The following is a 20654-nucleotide window of genomic DNA, read 5'->3' as shown; positions in this document are numbered from 1 at the left end:
CTTATCTGAACGCGGCGTTGCCGCGTTCGACGATCTTCCGCGCCGCATCGACAAACGCACGCGCGACCGGCTCGAGGATCTCGGGTCCGGTCGCGGCGAGATCGTCCGACGGCGTGTGGAAAGTCCGATGGCGGCCGGCCATGCCGAGGAAGTTGGCGTAGCCCGCCGCATGCACGTCGCGTAGTTCGCCCACCGCCTGCTTCTCCGTCACCAACCGTTTTGCGTCGACCTTGGCGAAGGCCTCATCAGTCAGCGCGACGGCGGATTTGCTCAGCACGAGATAGCGCTCTTCCTCAGGCCGATCGGTGCGGGCGCCCTCAGCGAAGGCGTAGCAGGCGTTCGAGGAGCCGAAATGAATCCACGCCAGTGTTTCCTTCGGCGCTGGCGCCCCGTTCTTCAGGAACAGCTCCATGCCGCCATGGCCGATCTCATGGCCTGCGGTCGCGATGAAGACGAAATGCGCCGGCCATTTTTCGGCGGCGACCGTGCGCGCCAGCGCAAGGAAGTTGGCAATGCCGGGGCCACGTTCGCACACGCAAGTGTACCAGCCGGTCATCGGCGTCGAGACGACGATGGTCGGCCCGGCGCCGATCTCGGCGATGACGTTGCGGCTGGCGACATCGCGCTCGTAATGGCCCTTGACGTCCAGGGTCACTGGCGCGCCTGACGCAAGAGCCCGCTCGAATGTACCGCGCGCCTTGGCGCCGACCACGATCACCGGCACCGGCCAGGGCGCATCTTCCTGCGTGACGTTGTAGGCGAAACGGTCATCCGCGGGATTGCCGATCGTCAGCAGGATGGCCGCCGGCTTCTTCGCCACGGCCTCGGTGATCGCCGCGCGATGGGCAGGGCCGAGATAGGCGCCGCGATCGAATGGCAGATCGAGCAGAAGGATTTTTCCGGCGACATCACCGTCGCGGGCGAGCGGCGTGGCGAGATGAAAGCTCGCTCTGTCCACCGGCGGCCACCAGAACGGCGTCGCCTCGACAGACGTGCCGGCCACTTCGGCGCTGGCCTGCTCGACGACATATTGCCGGCCAAGCACGACGGGCTGGGACCTGACCTCGAATCCGGCGGTCTTGAGCTCAGCGGCGATCCAGTCGGCGGTGGCGCGGTCGCCGGGCGAGCCGAAGCGATGCAGGCCGAACGAGGCGTAGCGCGCGACGTCGGCGTAGAGGCTCGCGCCTGAAAGCACATCCTCGGCTGCCGCCTGACCAACCATGAGAACCGCCATCGTCGCGATGAAGATAAGCCGCATGCAAATGGCTCCCGGAACCAATGCTTCTTGAGGGGCAGTTTCCGCCTTCCACGGCCGCCGTCAACCACCCTCGCCGACCAGCACGAACGGCGCCCACACCGCCGGATCGGCGTTGCGCGGCGACGACCGGTCGGCAATCAGCGCCTTCATCGACCGGCGCAACGCCCCGGCGCGGCCGATGCCGGGATGCGCGGTGAGTTCCGAGAATGCTCCCGTTGTCAGGCGCACCGCCGCATCGGAATCCACCGGCCAGTGCGAGACCAGCAGCGCGCGTGCGCCGGCATAGAAGAATGCGCGCGCAAGGCCTGAGAGACCCTCCGCGCCCGGCCTGTCGCCGGCGGCGGTGTTGCAGGCCGACAGCACCGCCCAGTCAGCGTCGAGCTTAAGCTTGGCGATGCGGCTCGCGGTGAGCAAACCGTCGTCGTCGCTGGTGGGCTTTTCGGGAAGTGTCAGAACCAGCGCCGGCTCGCTTAGGCCGTTGACCTCGCCGGCGACAAGGCCGTGGGTGGCGAAATCGACGACGCGGTATTGATCGAGCGGCAAGGTGTTCACATTGGTCACGGTTGCCGCCGGGCCGAGCTTGACGTCCTCCTGCGGCGAAGCGCCGAGCGCGCGCGCCACGGCCCGGAGCTCGCCCGCCGTCTCCGGCAATGCCGGCAGGCCGGTGCGCAGCCGATCGAGATCGACGACCGTGCCGTCATAATAGCTCTGATACGGCTGCACGTTGCGCCCAGCACGTTTGTCACCCGGCGAGCGCTGCAACACGGGATCACCGAACCCGATGAACGGCTTTTGCGCCCGCGAATCCTTGGCAAAGCTCCGCAGCGCGAGCAGACTCGGCACCGACGGCAGTACCGTGATGGCGCGCTCGTCGAGCAGCCACGCCGCCTGCCGGTAACGATCGGCGGACATAGTGTCCGGCTTCTTCGTCACCAGCACGTGAAACGGCAGGCTGGTGAGCGCGCCGACCGGGACGATCAGCAGTTTCGGCTTGCCGGCGAAATCGACCGACATCAGGCCGAACAGCGCGGTGTAGAGCTCGAAGGATGCATCGAGGTCGAACGACGCCTTGGCCGCCTCCGGATCGGTGAGCCCCTGCCGCAGATGCGCGACACGGTCGCTTATCTCGCGGCTGCCGAGTGCGATCTGGCGCAACGCGCTCGTCTCGCGCGTCACGGCGAAGGCGTAGGTCTTGTCACTGAGCGCGATGAATGTCAGCAGCGCCTCGTCCGGCTTCAACAGGCTCTGCGCCTGCGCAATCGGAAGCGGCTGCGGGCTCGCCAGGTCGGCGTAAGCCGGAAAACTGCGATCGAGCTGGGCCGTGACATCGTCAAGCGATTTTTGCATCTGTGCCGTTTGCGTGCGCAGGCTCGCGATCAGTGCGTCGTTGCGCTTGCCGTCCGCCTGTCCGAGTTCGGACGTCACACGCTTGTCGAGCTTCTCCAGGCTCGCCTTCAGGTCTTGCTGCCGTCGCACCAATCCTGCGATCGCGTCATTGCCGGCGCCGAACCGCGCCGCCATCTGCGCCAGTGCGGCGCCCGCGCTGGTCTCATGCGCGCGTTGCACGGCGCCAAAAGCCTCGTCCTTTGCCGGGTTGTCGGGCTTGCCGTCCGTAACGCGCCAGATCGCCTCGATCAGCCAGGGATCGAGCTCGGTGAAACGGATGAATTGCGTATTCCGCTGCGCGTTGAGCGCGGCGGCTGCCAACCGCAGCCGCGCCAGGGCGTCCGGCCATTTGCCTTCGCGGCGATCGACGTCGGCGAGGTTGATCAGGGTTACGATGGTGCCCTGGTGGCGCGGCCCGAGCCTGTCCTGCGCAATCGCGAGCGCGCGGTCGAGCCGGCTGCGCGCGTCGATCAAATTGCCGGTCTTGAGATCCAGCAGCGCGACGGCGCGCAGATCCTTGACGAGCTGCGGATGTCTGCCACCGGGCATGCGCTCGTCGATCTCGAGGCAGCGCACCAGATATGGCCGTGCCTCGTCAATCTGGCCGGTGTCCATCAGCGCCTGCCCGAGCGATCCGGCGGCAAGCGCGGTCGGGCCGCTGCCTTCCCCGAACTTGCGCTCGATCACGGCCAGCGAGCGGCGGTAGAGACCGAGCGCCTGATCGTTGCGGCCGAGGCTAGCATAGCTGTTGGCGAGATTGTTCAGGGCGCGACCGACATCGGGGCTGTCGGGGCCAAAGGCCCTCTCGTAGATCGCGAGCACACGCTCCCGAAGGCCTGCGGCCGCCTCGTTCCTGCCCTGCGCCGAATAGGCGTTGGCGAGATTGTTCAGCCCGATCGCGGTGGTCGAATGGTTGGGACCGTAGATCCGCTCATAGGCCTGAAGCGTTTGCTGGTAGAGCTTTTCCGCCTCGGCGTAGCGCGCTTCGTGCTCGAGCACAGTTGCGAGATTGCCGGTGGCCGCCGCGACGTTCGGATGCGCTTCCCCGCTGCGCATCCGGGTGATCGCGAGCGACCGCCGCATCGCCGCCTCGGCTTCCGTCAGGCGGCCTGCGTCCGAATAGAGGTTGCCGAGATCGCTCAGCATCTTGTCGTAGTTCGGCGCGGCCTCGGCGCCTCTGCCAAGGCTGCGGTCCAGCAGATCGAGCCCCTGCTGCAGCAGCCGCTCGCCGTCGTCGAAGCGACCGAGCAGGCCATAGATGTCACCGAGATGGTCCATCGCCGAGGCGACGTCGGAGGGCGGCGCATTGGCGGCTTGCAGTGCGGTGAGCGCCCGCTCGAAATAGCCGGTCGCTTCCCTGAAATTCTCCTTGTCACGCGCGAGGCCACCGAGCGCAGCCAGCGTGTCCGCGAGGCGCACGTCATTGGCGCCGAAAGCACCGGTGCCCAGCGCGAGCGCGCGTTCGGCCACATTGGTCGCCTCGGCGCGGCGGTCGAGCATGCCGAGCGATCCGACCAGGATGTGCGAGGTGCGTAGCGTCGAGGCGACATCGTTGTTGCGCAGCTTGATGGCGAGCGCCGCATTCAGCTCGTCGATGGCCTCAGGGTAGCGGCCGAGGTTGTGCAGGAACATGCCCTCGTTGTGCAGCACGCCGGCATAATTCATGCTGCCGGCACCCTGCCCGCGGCGCACCAGGTTTTCGAGCTTCTGGGCGGCCGCGAGCCCGTCGGCCCAGCGTCCGGTCTGCGTCGCCGCGTTCATCTGCGCGAGCAGCGAGTCAAAATCGTTGCCGCGCTGGGAGGAAGCCGGTCCGGAAAGCAGGACCACAAACAGGAAAGCGACAAACAAGCGGGCGCAGCTCATGCGAAAATCCCGTCACGCGCGTCGTACTTGCAATTTTGGGAGCATACGGGTCGCGGCGGCCACTGTCGACCGCGGGAAATCGCGCCACTCTGGGCATGGATTAAGCAACCGGGCGACGCAGGAAAGCAACAATCCCCAACCTTCAACGCGGCGGCGTTTCAGCCAAATTGACAACCCTGGCGTCGCCCGTATTGTCTTTCGCAGTATTTCTGGGAAATGACATGACACGCGAGCAGATTTCGGAATTCTGCGTTACCGCCCTGGCGAACATCCTGCGAATTTCGAGGGATCGCGTTGACATCGGCACGAAATTCAATCGTCTCGGCCTCGATTCGGCGATGCTGGTCTACCTCATGATGGAACTCGAAGAGAAGCTCGACCTCGAACTGTCGACGGACGACTTTTACGACCATCCGACCGTTGAGGCCTTGTCGCGATTTCTCGCCGACAAGCGCGCAATCCGCTCCGCCGCCTGAGGGCGGCTGAAGCCGGCGCAACCAATGGAAACCTTCCGCTCGCTCGTGGCACTGCTGGCCCGGCGTGCGGCGGAGCAGGCCGACGACCGCGCCTATGTCTTCGTCTCCGATCGCGGAACGGAGGAAGCTGTCCTCACCTTCCGCCAGTTGCATGACTTCGCATCCACGCTCGCGTCGCGCCTGAACGCCGCGGCGCGGCCCGGCGACCGAGCCATCCTGGTGTTTCCGCCCGGCATCGAGTTCATGGTGGCGTTCTTCGGCTGCCTGATGGCCGGCATCATCGCCGTGCCGATGATGATGCCACGGCGGAACAGCGCGCGCGACGCCAGCGCCGCGATCCTCGCCAATTGCACGCCGGCGGTGGCCCTGACCAATTCGGCCGTCGCGCTCCGTGGTGATCTGCAGGCACGCTTCGCGCAGGAGAACATTCGCTGGATCGAGCTCGATCTCGCCGCGCCCTACGGTGAGACATTCGAACTTCCCGAGCCTGCGCCGGACGACATCGCCTTCCTGCAATACACCTCCGGCTCAACCTCCGAGCCCAAAGGCGTGATGGTGAGCCACGCCAATCTGCTCGCCAATCTCGAGATGATCCGGCTCGCGCTCGGCAACACCCGGCAATCGACTTACGTCAATTGGGTGCCGCTCTATCACGACATGGGGCTGATCCTGAACGCGCTGCAAGCGCTCTATGTCGGCGCGACCTGCGTGCTGATGGCGCCGAACGCGTTCATGCAGCGTCCGCTCGGCTGGCTGCGCGCGATCTCGCACTATCGCGCGGAAGTGGCATGCAGCCCGAATTTCGGCTTCGACCTCTGCGTCAGCCGCTACCGCGCCGATCAGATGGAGGGCATCGATCTGTCCTCGCTCAGGATCGCGCTGAACGGCGCAGAGCCGGTGCATGCAGAAACCATCGAACGGTTCGTCCAGACATTCGCGCCGAACGGCTTCGATCCGCGCGCGATGTATCCCGCCTACGGCATGGCCGAAGCGACGCTCCTGATTTCCGGCGGAAGCCGCGGCGGCGGTCATGTCACACGGAGCGTGAGCCGCACGGCGCTTCAGGCGCATGCGGCGCAGGCGCCTTCCAACGCGGAAGATACGCAGGTCACCGTCGGCTGCGGGCGCTCGCTTAGCGGCGAGCGGATCGCCATCGTGGACGCGGACGACCGCACACGCCTGCCCGCCGACCGCGTCGGTGAGATATGGGTGAATGGCGCCAATGTTGCCCGCGCCTATTGGCGCAACGACGAGGCGACGCGCGTGGGGCTCAATGCGCGGATTGCCGGCGAGGACGGGGCGTGGCTGCGCACCGGCGACCTCGGCTTTGTCGACGTCAGCGGCGAATTGTTCGTCACCGGGCGGATCAAGGACCTCATCATCATCCGCGGCATCAACCATTATCCGCAGGACGTCGAGCGCACGGTGCAATCGCTCGACGGAGCTTTGCGTGAAAACTGCGGCGCGGCGTTCTCGGTGCCGGACGAGAGCGGCGAAGAGACGCTCGTCATCGTCCAGGAGATCGAGCGCACCGCGCGCCACTCGATCGACACCGAAGCGATCAAGGGCCGGATCCGCGAGGCCGTCGCCGACAACCACGAGCTCTCCGCGCGCCACATCGCGCTGGTCCGCCCCGGCGCGCTGCCGAAGACCACCAGCGGCAAGATCCAGCGCAAGCTGGCGCGCAGGCTCTGGCTCGAGGGCGGTTTTGAGCAGATCGGCTGAAACGGCTCAGAAATCGATCTTCGCGCTCTCCCCATCGCGCAGGCTCGCAGCGATCCCCTGCTCGATCTTGCGCGCCAGGATCGCGCGATAGTGGATGAAGTCGGCAAAATTGGCGCGGTCGCGCGTGAGATCGTTGTCAACGCGATAGCTGATGAAATTGCTGCGCGGCCGGCCCGCGATCACTTTTTTCAGCGCGGCGTCGCAGGCGCTGCGCTCCAGGGCAGCTTCCGTGCCGGGTTTCGGCACGGTGGTTGCGAAGGTCGGCGGCACGATGACGACGACGGGCACATCGGCCGGTAATGTCCTGACGGTATCCGCCAGCGCAGCTATCTCGGGAAATGTCGCTCGCATCCCGGCGGACAAGGACGGTGCCGGGTCCCTGGGCCAGCCGACTTCCTTGAATTGACCCGGCGGCCAGATGTCCTCATAGCTGACAAAGCCGTCGGGGTTCATCCGTGGTCGCCGGCCAAGCCCGATACTGATGCGTTGAAAAGCCTGCTCGATCGCCTGCCAGGAGATCAGACGTGCAGCGTAAGTGACGATGCTTCGGTCATAGAGCCAGTCGGGGAATGGGACGCCGCCCTCCTCCTTCGCCCGCGCATGCGCGCACCAGCCGGGGTCGGCCACGACCACCAGTGCACCGACCTGGCGGTGATTCCGGAGGAAGAAGTCCAGCACCGCAAGCTCCTGGCGGGGAAACGCACCGGTCATGTAGAGCTGCACGAATCGCAGGCCGGTCGCGCGTGACAATTCCACCGGCTCGATCATCTGCGCCGTTGAATTGCCCAGGATCGCGGCATTGAAATCCGGATTCCTGGCGCGGCTCGCAGCCGTGATCTGGGTGAGGCGATTGTCGACGCCGTCGATACCGAGCAGGCCGAGCTTGCCACTGTCATAGGGATCGACCACCACCATCAGTGCGAGCACCAGCAGCGCAGCGCCGATCAGCGTGCCCAGACACGCGAGCAAGCTCCGGCCCCACCCGGGGTCGGTCTCAGAACTTGAAGTAGACGAACTCATGGAGATCCCGACCACCCATGTGAAGCAGCAATGCGAACAGCCCAAGACCGAGCAGACCCGCGAGCCACGGATTGGGACGGCGCGTGAGCACCGCCACGATGTCCTGGCTCGCCGGCAGCAGGAAGGCGAAGAGCGGCGCTGCGACCAGCGGCCACAAATGCTTTCCGCGCTCGAGCGGCAACGGCGAAACCAGTCCGGTGAAGACATGCCAGGCCGCCTCCACCGATCCGGCGCGGAAGATCACGCCGGTCGCGAGCACGAACAGAACGGTGAGCGCCCAGCCGAGCCATGACGGGAAATCCGGGCCATAGCGGCGCCACAGCGTGCAGGCGACCAGTGCAAGCCCGTGCAGCACACCCCACAGCACGAAGGTCCAGCTCGCTCCGTGCCAGAGGCCGCACAACGCCATCGTGATCATCATCGCGCCGAAGAACTGGACCGGCAGCCGGCGCCGCGGCAGCAGGCGCAGATTGACCAGCGGATAAAACACGTAGTCGCGCAGGAACAACATCAGGGTGATGTGCCAGCGCTGCCAGAAATCCTGGATGTTGGTCGATCGCAATGGCGCATCGAAATTGTACGGGAGCCGCACGCCGAACAACAGGCCGAGGCCGATCGCAATGTCGGAATAGCCGGAGAAATCGAACAGGATCTGGAAGGAGAAGCAGAAGGCGAGCCAGGCATCGCCGCTCGGGAGCGGCCCGTTCGCTGCCTGGGTGTAGATTGGATCGAGCAGATGCGCGATGCCGTCGGCAATCACGATCTTCTCGAACAGACCGATCGCGATGAAGCAGGTCGCGACGCAGAACTGGCGCTGCCAGCCCGGAACGTAGACCTGACGGCCGAACTGATGCATCACCTCCGACCAGCGCGCCAGAGGGCCGGCGATCGCCTGCGGGAAGAAGGCGATGTACAGCGCGTAGCGGTCGAACGCATAGAGCGGCGCCCTGCCGCGCTTCAGGTCGACCAGGTACATGATGTGGTGGAAGGTGAAGAAGGAGATGCCGAGAGGCAGTCCGATGTCGAGCGCCGGAAGCGTCGTACCGAGCACGAGGCCGAGATTGGCGAGAAGGAAGTTGGCGTATTTGAACAGCGCCAGCACCGCGAGATCGAACACGATCACCAGCGTCAGCAGCGTCGGCCACTTCACGCGCCCATAGGCGACCGAAGCAAGCCAGTTGATTGCGATCGAGCCGACCAGGAGCAGGATGAAGGACGGGCTGCCCCAGGCGTAGAAGGCGAGCGACAGCGCCACCTGCGTGCCGATGCGCAACTGCGGATAGGGATCGGCCAAGCGGTAGATCAGCAGCGCCGCCGGCAGGAAGACCAGGAGAAAGGGATAGTCGTTGAACAGCATCGGTTCAAGGCTGCGCCATCGCCGGCGTTGCGCCGGCCGATGATGCTCAGCCCGTTTCCAGGTCGGGCGTCACGTCGCCCGGCTGGCGCGACATGCGCCGGGCGATCTTCTCCTCGCTCGGCACCTTGACGTCCCAAGCGAGTCCGAGCGCTTCCAGAGCACGGATGAAGACAAAGCCGGGATCGAACTCGAACCAGCGCAGGCCGAAGGCCGCGGAATACGGAAAGGCATGGTGGTTGTTGTGCCAGCCCTCGCCCCAGGCGAGCCAGGCCATCACGCCGAGATTCCGGCTGTTGTCGTCACGGGTGACGAAGGGCTGCGCGCCAAAGCTGTGCATGACGGAGTTAATGGCCGACATGGTCTGCTCGACCACGAACATGCGCACCACGCCGCCCCAGAGCAAGCCGGTCAGCGCGCCCCACGGGCTCATGGTGACAAGGCCGCCGATCACGGCCGGCAGCACCAGACCGAGACCGACCCAAATGTAATAGTAGCTGTTGACGGCAACCAGCCTGCGATCCGCCATGAGATCCGGTACATAGTGCGCGACGTTGGGATAATCGTGCGCGATCATCCAGGTCAGGTGCGCGTGCAGGAAGCCGCGCAGGCGACCGAACGGGCCGTCGCCGTGCAGCCGCGGCGAGTGCAGATCGCCATCGTGATCGGACAATTCGTGGTGCCGGCGGTGCATTGCCGCCCAGGACAGCATGGGACCGCGCCCGGCCATCGATCCCATCACGACCAGGATCGCACTCATCGCTGTGGAGGTCGCGAAGGCGCGGTGGGTGAAGAGGCGGTGATAGCCGACGGTGAGACCGAGGCCGGTGACCAGCCAGAAGCCGAAGAACAGGCCCAGCTCCATCGCGCCGATCGGGCGGTAGAACAGAAGGACCAGTGCCAGCAGCGTGCCGACGAAGGGCAAAACGTCGAAGATGATGAAATGCCGCCGCTGCATCCGATGAAAATGCCGGCTGCGGATAATTCGGTGATCGCGTTTCTGCTGCACGGGCGGGATTCCAGGGCGGCGACTATGAGTACATACCCGCACGTCGGGCGCAACCCAAGCCACCGCCCAAGGTTTCAACAGGCGCGAAAGCCTATAGAATAGGCCCACCACGCCAAAATGCGCTCAGATTCGGCCCTTTTTCACTTGCCCTGCGAGCCACCATGACATCACGTGCCGCGACAATCCTGACCGTGCTGTCACTTCTCATTACGGGAGAGGCCATGGGATTCAATTCGGGATTTAATTCGGGATTCGCTTTGGCTTTCGACCTCGAGGCCCATCGCGGCGGGCGAGCACTGCTGCCGGAAAACACCCTTCCGGCCTTCGCCAATGCGCTGTCCATGGGCGTGGACACGCTGGAGCTCGACGTCGGCATCACCGCCGACGGCGAGGTCGTCGTCTCGCATGAGCGCGGGCTCAATCCTGATCTCGCGCGGGATGCGAATGGAGCCTATATCGCCCCGCCGGGCACGCCTTTCGCAAGATTGCCGCTCGCCGAGGTCAAGAGCTACGACGTTGGCCAGATCCGGCCAGACAGCCCTTACGCGAAGCAATTCCCCGATCAGCGCGCCCTGCCCGGGACCCGCATTCCGACCTTGACCGAGCTGTTCGCGCTGGTGCGCAAATCCGGCAACACGCGCGTGCGCTTCAATATCGAGACCAAGATCGATCCGAACCATCCGGACGAGACGCTTGATCCGCAATCCTTCGTCACAAGGCTGCTCGGGCTGATCGAAGCCGAAAAATTCTCCGACCGCGTCATGATCCAATCGTTCGACTGGCGGACCCTGCTGCTCGTCCAGCAACGGTCACCGACGATGCCGACGGTGTACCTGACGCTCCAGCGCGGCTCGGGCCAGACGGTGGCACTGGACAAGGCGACCAACTGGACGGCGGGGTTCAGCCCGGCCGATCACGGCGGCTCACTGCCGCGAACCATCAAGGCTGCGGGCGGCGCGATCTGGTCGCCCTATTTCGGCGATGTGACCGCGGCGCTCGTCTCGGAGGCGCACGCGCTCGGGCTGCGCATCGTGGTCTGGACGGTCAACAAGCCCGAAGACATGGCGCGCATGATCGAGATCGGCGTCGACGGCATCATCTCCGACAGGCCCGACCTGTTGCGCCAGATTGCCGGCGAGAAGGGAATTGCGTTGCCGGCGGGGACACCGGTAGAGCCGTAGAAGCGGCCCTACTCCCCGTCCCTCAAACGCCGGTACAGCGCGCCCAAAATATTGGAGTAATCGTCGGTCCAGACCCGCACCCTGTCGTCGGCTTCGGTCTGCTCCCATGCTTTCGACGATGCGAGCCTGCCGACGTCGGCATCCTCGCGGGCGGAGATGACGACGTCGGTCGAGAAGATGTAGTCACCATCGCGCCCGGAATCCTCGTTGTAGACCCAGCTCTTGAGATCGTTGGCATCGGCGATGCCGACCACGACGGTCTCGAGATCGAGGTGGCGGTTGGAGACGTGCATCACCACGGCGCCGTGCGGGGCGAGCTTGTCCTTGTAGATCTTCATCGCCTCTTCGGTCGCAAGATGGATCGGGATCGCATCCGACGAATAGGCGTCGACGATGATGAGATCATAGGCGCCGTCCGGCTCCTTCGCGAAGGTGAGACGGGCATCGCCGATCACCGGCTTCAAATCCGGCAGGCAGCTCGAGATGTAGCGGAAATTCTTCGGATCACGCGCGGCGTCGACCATGGACTGGTCGATCTCAAAGAATTTCCAGCTCTCGCCGGGCTCGGCGGCGCAGGCGAGCGTACCCGATCCGACGCCGATAGCCGCGACCTTCAGCGGCGCGCCATTGCGTTCCCGGATCGCGCTGACCGCCTGACCGATGCCGCCGTCCTTGTGATAGTAGGTGATCGGCTCGGGCCGGCCGGTGACCGGCGTGCCGTCATTGTTGAGGAAGCGCTCGGCGCCGTGGATCGTGGTGCCGTGCATCAGCACATGGAAGTAGCCGCCGGGCGTCACCACGATCTTGTGCACGCCGAAGAAGCTGCGCACCGTCGTGACGCGGCCTTCGTCCGCCGGATAAATGCGGATCAACGCCAGCGCGAGCGCGACGGTGGCGAAGATCTTCCAGCGGCCGGCGTTGACCGCCAGCGCCAGCAGCGCGGCGAGCACGCCGACGCCGCCGGCCGCCCAGACGCGGTGATCCTCGAACCAGGTCGACAGCCCGCCCGTCGTGACGGACGGCGCAACGAGCACGACCGCGAGCGCGGCAAGCGCCAGCCAGTACCATTTGACGATGCCCGCCAGCCGCTCGTTCGCGGGCGGCCGGCACAGCGCGGCAAGCGCAACCAGAATCGGATATTCTGCGATCCAGGAGAATGTGAACGGCGCAACGAGCCCTGCGAACAGGCCGCCGACCATGCCGCCGAATGACAGTGCGACATAGAATCCGGTGAGATATTTGGCGGCTGGCCGGGTCCGCGCCAGTTCGCCGTGGCAGGCCATGGCGATGACGAAGAAGCACCATTGATGGCCGCCGAGCGTCAGCAGCAGGTTCTGTTCGCCGCCGAAGGCCAGCAGGAAGACGACGCCCGCGATCGCGACCGGCTGGAGCATCAGCATCCATTTGTGCGGCAGCAGCGGCCGCGACTGGAACACCACCACCCAGGTCAAGAGGTACAGCGACAGCGGCAGCACCCACAGCAGCGGCGCCGCCGCAACGTCGGTCGAGATGTGCGCGGTGACGGCGATGAGCAGGCCGGACGGCACTCCGGCGAGGAAGATCCAGCGCAGCCGCATCATGAAACCGGGCGCCGGCGCATTCATATCCTCGGTTCGAGCATCGACGATCGCCAGCTTCGGCGAGCGCAACAGCAGCACGCCGCATGCGGCGATCAGGAGAATCAGAATGCCGTAGCCGCCGGTCCAGAGCCGGTTCTGCGTGTGCAGCGTGAACATCGGCTCCAGCAGGAACGGATAGGACAGCAGGGCGAGGAAGCTGCCGATGTTGGAGGACGCATAGAGGAAATACGGATCATGTCCGGCAGGATGCCCGGTGCGGACGAACCAGGCCTGCAGCAACGGATTGTTGGCGGCGAGCGCGAAGAACGGCAGGCCGATCGAGATCACGAACAGGCCGAGCAGCCAGATCGCGTAGCCCGAGGCGGGCGGATCGCCATAGGCGGAGGCGATGCCGAGCGGCAGCGTGGCGAAGGCCGCGATCAGCAGAAGGAGGTGCACCACCACCGGAACGATGCGGTTCCTCACCTGCATCAACAAATGCGCATAGGCGTAGCCCGCCAGCAGCAGCGACTGGAAGAACACCATCGCCACCGACCACACCGCCGGCGAGCCGCCGAGCCGCGGCAAGACCATCTTCGTGAACAGTGGCTGCACCGAGAACAGCAACAGCGCGCTGACGAAGATCGCGGCGGTGTAGACCGTCAGCAGCAGCCGGTTGCGTGACGAGGACGGCTGCTCCGTGGCGGCGGGTTGCACGATCGAATCCATGGAAGCTCCAGCAAAAGCGTTTTCCAGCGAAATGGGCACCGGTTCGCGCGAGAAAACGCGTCGGATAACTCCTCCGGCGGGCGCCGGGCGCGCGCAATGGAGCACAAGGCGCCTGAACGGGCAATAAAGGGTCTCGTGATGTTGCAGCGGGGAATGCTTGATATACAGATGTCATTCCGAGCCTGGTCGTTCAGACCGTCCCGGAATGACTGTGGAACAGCTTGACCGCTTCATGATCGAAACCGACGTCATCATCATCGGCGCTGGCCATAACGGCCTCACCTGCGCGGCCTATCTCGCGATGGCCGGCTTGCGCGTGCACGTGGTCGAGCGCCGCAAGGTGGTCGGTGGGGCCGCGGTCACGGAGGAGTTTCATCCGGGCTTCCGCAATTCGGTCGCGGCCTACACCGTGAGCCTGCTCAATCCGCAGGTGATCCGCGACCTCAAGCTGGCCGAGCACGGCCTGCGGATCGTCGAACGGCGCGCGCAGAATTTTCTGCCCGCGGCGGACGACAGCTATCTCCTCACCGGTGAGGGGCGGACGCAGGCGTCCGTCGCACGGCTGAGCGCGCATGACGCAAACGCGCTCGACGGGTTTTCGCGCGAGCTGGAAGATATCGCCGACGTGCTCAGGCAATTCGTGCTGCGCGCGCCGCCGAACCTGCTCGATGGTTTCGGCACGGCCTCGATCCGCGAGGCCGTGAACGCATTCCAGAGCGCCAACATCCTGCGTGGGCTGTCGCTGGAGCAGAGCCGCAGCCTGCTCGATCTCTTCACCCGCTCGGCCGGCGAGATGCTGGACGAACGTTTCGAGCACGATCTGGTCAAGGCGCTGTTCGGCTTCGATGCCATCGTCGGCAATTATGCCAGCCCTTACGCCGCGGGCTCGGCCTATGTGATGCTGCATCACGCCTTCGGCGAGGTGAACGGCAAGAAAGGCGTCTGGGGTCACGCCATCGGCGGCATGGGCGCGATCACGCAAGCCATGGCGCGCGCCGCACAGGGCCGCGGCGTCGTGATCGACACCGATGCGGGCGTGCGCGAGGTCATCGTCGAGCGCGATCGCGCCGTCGGCGTCGTGCTGGAGAACGGCGAGACGATCCGCGCGAAATATGTCGCGGCCAACGTCAATCCAAAACTGCTCTATACGCGGCTGGTCGCCGCCGATGCCCTTCCCCAAAACTTCCTCGACCGCATCCGGCACTGGAAGAACGGCTCCGGCACCTTCCGCATGAACGTGGCGCTGGACCGCCTGCCCTCCTTCACGGCGCTGCCTGGCGACGGCGATCATCTCACCTCCGGCATCATCCTGGCCCCCAGTCTCGGCTACATGGACCGCGCCTTCCTCGATGCCCGCGCGCACGGCTGGAGCCGAGAACCCGTCGTGGAAATGCTGATTCCATCGACGCTCGACGATACGCTCGCGCCCGCAGGACAACACGTCGCGAGCCTGTTCTGCCAGCATGTCGCGCCGGAGCTTCCCGATGGAAAGTCGTGGGACGACCATCGCGAAGAGGTTGCCGACCTCATGATCGCGACGGTGGACAAATACGCGCCGGGTTTTGCGACAAGCGTGCTCGGCCGCCAGATCCTGTCACCGCTCGACCTTGAACGGCAGTTCGGCCTATTGGGGGGTGACATCTTCCACGGCGCGCTGACGCTCAACCAGCTGTTCTCGGCGCGGCCGATGCTGGGCCACGCAGATTATCGCGGGCCCCTGAAGGGCCTCTATCACTGCGGCTCCGGCGCCCACCCGGGCGGCGGCGTCACCGGCGCCCCCGGCCACAACGCCGCGCAGGCGATCCTGAGGGATCACCGCAGCCTGTTCGGAAGCCGTGGATAGGTCTGTGGATGGGCTGTGGACAGGCTGTTGGCAGAGCTGTGGAAGGGCGGTTGGTTGCCGGTCGCGGCCCGCCCGGCCAAGCCGGGTACAAGTCGGTGGAAAATCTGGGGATGAACGAAGGGATAAGTCCGTGGACAATGTCCGGAAAACGAGCGGATGACCTGTGGGCATCCTGTGAAAACCGAAAACCAGTCCCCAACAACGACTTCGCCCGCCAGGGGCAATTCCCCGACGGGCGCTGGTCGAAAGCAGTCGTATGGAGAAAATGGCCCCGCCGGGAAATGGGAGGCGGAAATTACTTCAAGGAGGTGCTAATCGAAGTGAACTTTTCGTTCATCGTGCTGCCCAGGCCGTTCACCACGGTGATGATCGCCAGCGCGATACCGGCCGCGATCAGGCCGTACTCGATTGCGGTTGCACCTGAATCGTCGGTCCAGAACTTCAAAATCATGCGCTTCAAGTCTCGCCTCCTTTTCCATTTCAAGCTGTGTTGGTTGGCGCCAACACCCGCAAATCTACGGGACACAACCTGCGGTCGGGTTAACTCCGTACATGCAAGTTATTGGAAAAATCGGGAACAAAAGTTCCAAAAATTGAACCGGACGGAACCCTGAGGATGCAGCCTTCTCCCACCCATCGCGCCAGTTTTTCGATCGGCAGCGAGATCGCTGCGAAGCGCATCGTCGACGTCCTCACCGAGGTGTTTTTCGAGGGCGATGCGGCGGTTGCCGCCTTCGAGCAGCCCAACGGACAATGGGACGTCGCGCTGCATTTCGCGGACGCGCCGGACCAGGCGTGGCTGCGCGAACTCGTTGCAACCTCAGCAGGAAATGAGATCGCGGACACGCTCGCCTTTGACACCGTCGAAGCCAGGGACTGGGTCAAGGCGAGCCTGGAAGATCTCGTCCCGGTGCCAGCAGGGCGCTTCGTCGTCCACGGCAGCCATGACCGCGACCGCGTGGCGCCAAACAAGCTCGCCATCGAGATCGAGGCGGCTCTCGCCTTCGGCACCGGCCATCACGGCACCACACGCGGCTGTTTACTCCTGCTTGACCATGTCCTGAAACGCACCCGGCCCGGCCGCGTGCTCGACCTCGGCACCGGGACCGGCGTGCTGGGGATAGCGGCGGTGAAGGCGCTGCATCGCGCGGTGCTGGCCTCCGATATCGACCCGGCCTCGGTCAAGGTAGCAGCCGAGAACGCCTTGTTGAACGAGGTTGGTCACCATGTGCGGGTGATCCGCGCCACCGGCTTCGCTGCGGCTGATTTTGGCAGACGCGGCCCGTTCGACCTGGTGCTGGCCAACATCCTTGCCAATCCGTTACGGCAATTAGCGGGCCCGATGACGCGGCACCTCGCGCCCGGCGGGCGCGTCATCCTCTCCGGCCTGTTGACGCACCAGACCCCCGCCGTGATCGCCGCCTACCGCGCGCGCGGCCTCGTGCCTCTGAAGCACGTGCGGATCGAGGGGTGGAGCAGCCTGTTGCTGCGGAAGCTTGCGTAGGCTGATTAGCGTTCGACGCTACTTCGCTGGCTTCTCGTCACTGCGCGCCGAGATACGTGAGGCGCGCCTCGCCCGCCGCTCGGCGAAACGGTCGATCATCTGGCTGATGAGGCCGCGCGGTTTCTTCGGTGTCGCCGCAGTCGGGGCGCGGCGCACCGGCGGCGGAATCTTCTCAAACGTGAACGCTGGCATCGTGTGTCCCCTCGCCGTTGAGATGAACCACTTGCTCGAATTTTCCTGTTATCCGGACGAAGCGCAACTGCCGCATCCTGTACTCCACTCAATTCGAATGGAACTTGTTCAAGCACAGTCCATGCCAGATGAGACCTCAAATGCGTCTACATTGCGGACTGATCCGCATGATCCTAAAGTGATCCACCATGTTCGAAGCGCACTTCCAGACATTCGAGGAGCCCGAGGCCGGCGTCGCATTGACGGCCCGGCTGGCGGCGCTCCGTGAAGAACTCGCCCGCCGCAAGCTGACCGGCTTCGTGATTCCACGCGCCGATCAGCAGCAGAATGAGTATGTGCCGCCGTCGGAGGAGCGTCTGGCCTGGCTGACCGGTTTTACGGGCTCGGCGGGATTGGCGGTGGTGCTGACGCATGAGGCAGCATTGTTCGTCGATGGCCGCTACACGATCCAGGCGGCCAAGCAGGTCGACGCAAAGGCCTGGGCAGTGGAGTCTCTGATCGATCCGCCGCCGGAAAGCTGGGTGTCGGCACACCTGAAGGCCGGCGACCGCCTCGGATTTGATCCGTGGCTGCACACTTTTGCGGCAGCCGATCGTTTGTCCGCCGCCTGCACCAAGGCCGGTGCCGAGCTGGTCGCCGTCGACAGCAATCCGGTCGATGCGATCTGGCAGGACCGGCCACAGCCGCCGATTGCGCCGGTCGCGGTGCACGGGATGCAACATGCCGGCGTTACTGAAGCCGAGAAGCTGACGCAGATCAGGAGCGAGATCGGCAAGCTCGGCGTCGATGCGTTGGTGCTGTCCGACAGCCATGCCGTGGCCTGGACCTTCAACATCCGCGGCGCCGACGTCGCGCATACGCCGCTGCCGCTGTCCTATGCGCTGGTGCCGAAGGACGGCCGTCCCACCATCTTCATCGATCACCGCAAGCTCTCCAATCTGACCCGCGACCATCTCGAGCAGTCCGCCGACGTGCGCGAGCCCGATGCGATGGCGCCGACGCTGATGGCGCTCGCCAAGAGCGGTGGATCGATCGCGCTCGACAACGCGACCGCGGCCGACGCCCTCAGCCGGCTGATCACGGGCGCCGGTGGCAAGCCGGTGCGTGGCAGCGATCCGATTGCGCTGCTCAAGGCGGTCAAGAACGCGACCGAGATCAAGGGCACGCAAACGGCGCACCGGCGCGACGCCGTGGCGCTGGCGCGCTTCCTCGCCTTCATCGACCGCGAGGCGGCAAGCGGCAAGCTCACCGAGATCGACGCGGTCGAGGCGCTGGAGACGTTCCGCCGCGACACCGGCGCGCTGAAGGACGTGTCGTTCCCGACCATATCGGGCACGGGCCCGAATGGCGCCATCGTGCACTACCGCGTCACCCGCAGGAGCAACCGGCGGATCGCGCCGGGCGATCTGCTGCTGATCGATTCAGGTGCACAATATGAAGACGGAACCACCGACGTCACCCGCACCATGGCCGTGGGCGAGCCGACCGACGAGATGCGCGACCGCTTCACGCGCGTGCTGCGCGGCCACATCGCGATCGCCCGCGCGATCTTTCCCGACGGCGCCACCGGCGCGCAGCTCGACACGCTCGCACGGCAATATCTCTGGGCGGCCGGCGTCGATTTCGAGCATGGCACCGGCCACGGCGTCGGCAGCTATCTCTCGGTGCACGAAGGACCGGCGCGGATCTCGAAGCTCGGCACCACGCCGCTGAAGCGCGGCATGATCCTGTCCAACGAGCCCGGCTACTACAAGACCGACGGTTTCGGCATCCGCATCGAGAACCTCGAACTGGTGGTCGAAGCCAATATCAAGGGCGCGGAGAAATCGATGAACGCGTTCGAGACGCTGACCCTGGCGCCGATCGACCGCCGACTGATCGATGTCGGCATGCTGGGCAAGGACGAGCTCGGCTGGCTCAATGCCTACCATGCCCGCGTCAGGGCCGAGGTGCGGCCGGCGCTGGACGAGACGACGAAGGCTTGGCTGGACCAGGCCACGGCAGAGCTGAAGGCGTAAGCTCCTCGTTCCAGAGCCGCATGGCACTACGCGGTTTGCGCAAGGCTGCTCTTCTCCACCACACCGCTGCTGTCATTCCCCGCGAAGGCGGGGAATGACACCGAATTTGTGGTGCGAACAACCCGCCCAATTCATCATCATCGCGCCGCCATTATAACCGTCCCGGAATCCGTATAGCCGCATTCCGAAACGCCGATATCCGTCTTGCGCGAGCACGCTACAGTCCGATTCGAATTCGAAAGACGGACACGCATGCACGGCATGATCAGCAAGCCGCCGGGAACGGCGACGACAAACCTCGCGACCTCGCGCTTGGTGCTGCTGCTGCTCGTCGTCATGACCGGGATCGCGCCGATCTCGCTCTACATCCTGGTTCCGGCGCTGCCCGTGCTGGCGACGACGTTTGGGCGCGACATCTCGATCGCGCAGATGACGGTGTCGCTCTACATGGTCGGCATCGCGCTGTCGCAGCTCATCATGGGACCGCTGTCGGACAAGTTCGGCCGCCGCCCGGTGCTGCTCGGAGGCCTGGCGCTGATGGTGGTCGCCAGCGCGGCCTGCATCTTCGCCGAAACCCTGCCGCAACTGATCGCAGCGCGCTTCTTCCAGGCGCTCGGCGGCGCCTCAGGCATGGTGGTGAGCCGCGCCATCATCCGTGACATCTACGCGCGCGACCGCGTCGCCTCCATGATCAGCCTCGTGGTCGCGGCCCTGATGATCGGCCAGATGGTCTCGCCGCTCACCGGCGGTCTGATCGAGACCGCGTTCGGCTGGCGGGCCATTTTCTACGCGGTCACCATCGCCGCGATCGCGGTCGCAATCGGCATCGCGATCGCGTTGCCGGAAACCCGCCGCAGCCGTGCCGCTGGCGGCGGCTTTCGCGGCGACGTCGGCACCCTGATCAAGAGCCGCGCCTTCATCGGCTATGTGATGTGCCAGGTGCTGGCGTCCCAGATCATCTTCACCTTCGCCGGCGGTGGCCCCTACATCGTCGTGACGCAGATGGGCCGGACCAGCGCCGAGTACGGCGCGTGGTTCGCGACGACGGGTTTTGCGTATCTCGTCGGCAATCTGCTCTGCGTGCGCTTTGCGCCGCGGCACTCGCTGGAGAAACTGATCTGGTTCGGGCTCGGCCTGCAACTCTGCGGCAGCCTGCTGAACCTGCTGTGGAGTTTCACCGGCTGGAACGAGGCGCCCGCCTGGCTGTTCGGCACGCAGATGATCGTGATGGTCGGCAATGCCTTCGTGATGGCGAACTCGGCCGCCGGCGCCATCAGCATCCGTCCCGAGGCTGCCGGCACCGCGTCAGGCGCGATGGGCTTCCTCCAGCAGGGCATCGGCGCGCTGATGTCGCAATTCGGCGCCTATCTCGGCGGCCATTCCGCGACCACGCTGCCGCTTACCGCCGCGGTGCTGGCGATCTCCCTGCTCTGCGCCTGCACGATGATCTTCGTCGTGCCCCGCCGCGAATTGATGGTGAGCGAGACGCTGATCGAGCAGGCGGAAGAGGAAGAGAACGGGATGATGTGAGGAGCGG

At 65.2% G+C, this 20654-nt stretch carries 15 protein-coding genes; 7 read left to right on the top strand and 8 right to left on the bottom strand.

Annotation, left to right across the window (positions count from 1 at the left end; translation table 11 throughout):
* Window position 1 precedes the first annotated feature (1 nt).
* Window positions 2-1258, bottom strand: a complete 1257-nt coding sequence (locus JQ591_RS17900) for a hypothetical protein (protein WP_211397339.1) — start codon at window positions 1256-1258, stop codon at window positions 2-4.
* A 60-nt stretch (window positions 1259-1318) separates the two neighbouring features.
* Window positions 1319-4507, bottom strand: a complete 3189-nt coding sequence (locus JQ591_RS17895) for a CHAT domain-containing tetratricopeptide repeat protein (RefSeq protein WP_211397338.1) — start codon at window positions 4505-4507, stop codon at window positions 1319-1321.
* A gap of 221 nt (window positions 4508-4728) precedes the next feature.
* Between JQ591_RS17895 and JQ591_RS17890 the strand changes: the two genes are divergently transcribed.
* Both JQ591_RS17890 and JQ591_RS17885 read left to right on the top strand, forming a co-directional pair.
* The gene (locus JQ591_RS17890) at window positions 4729-4983 is read left to right on the top strand and encodes an acyl carrier protein (protein ID WP_211397337.1); all 255 of its coding nucleotides are present in this window, start codon (window positions 4729-4731) and stop codon (window positions 4981-4983) included.
* Window positions 4984-5007: 24 nt separating this feature from the next.
* A complete protein-coding gene (locus JQ591_RS17885; protein WP_211397336.1) occupies window positions 5008-6708 on the top strand; it encodes a fatty acyl-AMP ligase in 1701 nt (566 codons plus the stop codon).
* 6 nt (window positions 6709-6714) lie between these two features.
* On the opposite strand, the gene JQ591_RS17880 is transcribed toward JQ591_RS17885, so the two are convergent.
* The 3 genes from JQ591_RS17880 to JQ591_RS17870 are packed head-to-tail and all read right to left on the bottom strand — an operon-like array spanning window position 6715 to window position 10091.
* Window positions 6715-7677: a hypothetical protein gene (locus JQ591_RS17880; protein WP_249137181.1), complete on the bottom strand. Its 963-nt coding sequence runs from the start codon at window positions 7675-7677 to the stop codon at window positions 6715-6717.
* A 25-nt stretch (window positions 7678-7702) separates the two neighbouring features.
* The gene (locus JQ591_RS17875) at window positions 7703-9085 is read right to left on the bottom strand and encodes an MBOAT family O-acyltransferase (protein WP_211397334.1); all 1383 of its coding nucleotides are present in this window, start codon (window positions 9083-9085) and stop codon (window positions 7703-7705) included.
* A gap of 46 nt (window positions 9086-9131) precedes the next feature.
* The gene (locus JQ591_RS17870) at window positions 9132-10091 is read right to left on the bottom strand and encodes an acyl-CoA desaturase (RefSeq protein ID WP_349630386.1); all 960 of its coding nucleotides are present in this window, start codon (window positions 10089-10091) and stop codon (window positions 9132-9134) included.
* Window positions 10092-10252: 161 nt separating this feature from the next.
* Between JQ591_RS17870 and JQ591_RS17865 the strand changes: the two genes are divergently transcribed.
* Window positions 10253-11272, top strand: a complete 1020-nt coding sequence (locus tag JQ591_RS17865; protein WP_211397333.1) for a glycerophosphodiester phosphodiesterase — start codon at window positions 10253-10255, stop codon at window positions 11270-11272.
* An 8-nt stretch (window positions 11273-11280) separates the two neighbouring features.
* Here JQ591_RS17865 and JQ591_RS17860 read toward each other — a convergent pair whose 3' ends face one another.
* Window positions 11281-13560: a spermidine synthase gene (locus tag JQ591_RS17860; RefSeq protein WP_211397332.1), complete on the bottom strand. Its 2280-nt coding sequence runs from the start codon at window positions 13558-13560 to the stop codon at window positions 11281-11283.
* 211 nt (window positions 13561-13771) lie between these two features.
* Here JQ591_RS17860 and JQ591_RS17855 point away from each other — a divergent pair, with 211 nt between their 5' ends.
* The gene (locus JQ591_RS17855; protein ID WP_433995207.1) at window positions 13772-15403 is read left to right on the top strand and encodes a phytoene desaturase family protein; all 1632 of its coding nucleotides are present in this window, start codon (window positions 13772-13774) and stop codon (window positions 15401-15403) included.
* A 295-nt stretch (window positions 15404-15698) separates the two neighbouring features.
* Here JQ591_RS17855 and JQ591_RS17850 read toward each other — a convergent pair whose 3' ends face one another.
* Complete coding sequence (locus JQ591_RS17850) at window positions 15699-15854, bottom strand: Flp family type IVb pilin (RefSeq protein WP_433995208.1); 156 nt, start codon at window positions 15852-15854, stop codon at window positions 15699-15701.
* Window positions 15855-16019: 165 nt separating this feature from the next.
* Here JQ591_RS17850 and JQ591_RS17845 point away from each other — a divergent pair, with 165 nt between their 5' ends.
* Entirely contained in the window at window positions 16020-16907 is an 888-nt protein-coding gene (locus JQ591_RS17845; protein ID WP_211397329.1) for a 50S ribosomal protein L11 methyltransferase, read from the top strand.
* An 18-nt stretch (window positions 16908-16925) separates the two neighbouring features.
* Here the strand turns inward: JQ591_RS17845 and JQ591_RS17840 are convergent, their stop codons facing one another.
* Complete coding sequence (locus JQ591_RS17840) at window positions 16926-17099, bottom strand: hypothetical protein (protein WP_211397328.1); 174 nt, start codon at window positions 17097-17099, stop codon at window positions 16926-16928.
* A gap of 188 nt (window positions 17100-17287) precedes the next feature.
* Here JQ591_RS17840 and JQ591_RS17835 point away from each other — a divergent pair, with 188 nt between their 5' ends.
* On the top strand, window positions 17288-19117 hold the full coding sequence (locus tag JQ591_RS17835; protein WP_211397327.1) for an aminopeptidase P family protein: 1830 nt from the start codon (window positions 17288-17290) through the stop codon (window positions 19115-19117).
* A 252-nt stretch (window positions 19118-19369) separates the two neighbouring features.
* Complete coding sequence (locus JQ591_RS17830; protein ID WP_211397326.1) at window positions 19370-20647, top strand: multidrug effflux MFS transporter; 1278 nt, start codon at window positions 19370-19372, stop codon at window positions 20645-20647.
* Window positions 20648-20654 lie beyond the last annotated feature (7 nt).

This window comes from Bradyrhizobium canariense (assembly GCF_018130465.1).
Classification (GTDB): domain Bacteria; phylum Pseudomonadota; class Alphaproteobacteria; order Rhizobiales; family Xanthobacteraceae; genus Bradyrhizobium; species Bradyrhizobium canariense_C.
This window is presented reverse-complemented; position numbering and strand designations above follow the sequence as displayed.